Source organism: Brevibacterium sp. SIMBA_078, assembly GCF_046534565.1.
Taxonomy (GTDB): domain Bacteria; phylum Actinomycetota; class Actinomycetes; order Actinomycetales; family Brevibacteriaceae; genus Brevibacterium.
On sequence record NZ_JAWRYQ010000395.1, the window covers coordinates 1 to 254 of the forward strand.

1 protein-coding gene is annotated in these 254 nt (G+C 51.2%); it reads right to left on the reverse strand.

Annotation, left to right across the window (positions count from 1 at the left end; all coding sequences use genetic code 11):
• On the reverse strand, positions 1 to 202 hold a 202-nt coding region (locus SB749_RS20165; RefSeq protein ID WP_410711874.1), incomplete at its 3' end, for a hypothetical protein.
• Positions 203 to 254 lie beyond the last annotated feature (52 nt).

Sequence of the window (254 nt, forward strand, 5' to 3'; positions counted from 1 at the left end):
CCAGCGCAAGTTGCCAGTAAGAATCGGGTTTATTGCGCTGATTCGCCACCAAATACCATGTAGCACACACGAAATTAGGCGTCAGCTTGTAGCCAGGCACAGGCGTGTGCAGAACGCCGTTAATCAGGCTAAAGCCTTTCCAGTCATCACTGTGCAGCGACATACAGCCGTTGCGCTTTAACAGGCACAGTTTGCGCGCCATGTACGGTAATTTGCTGGTTTGCCACCACGTTCTAACCGTCGATTCCTTTACA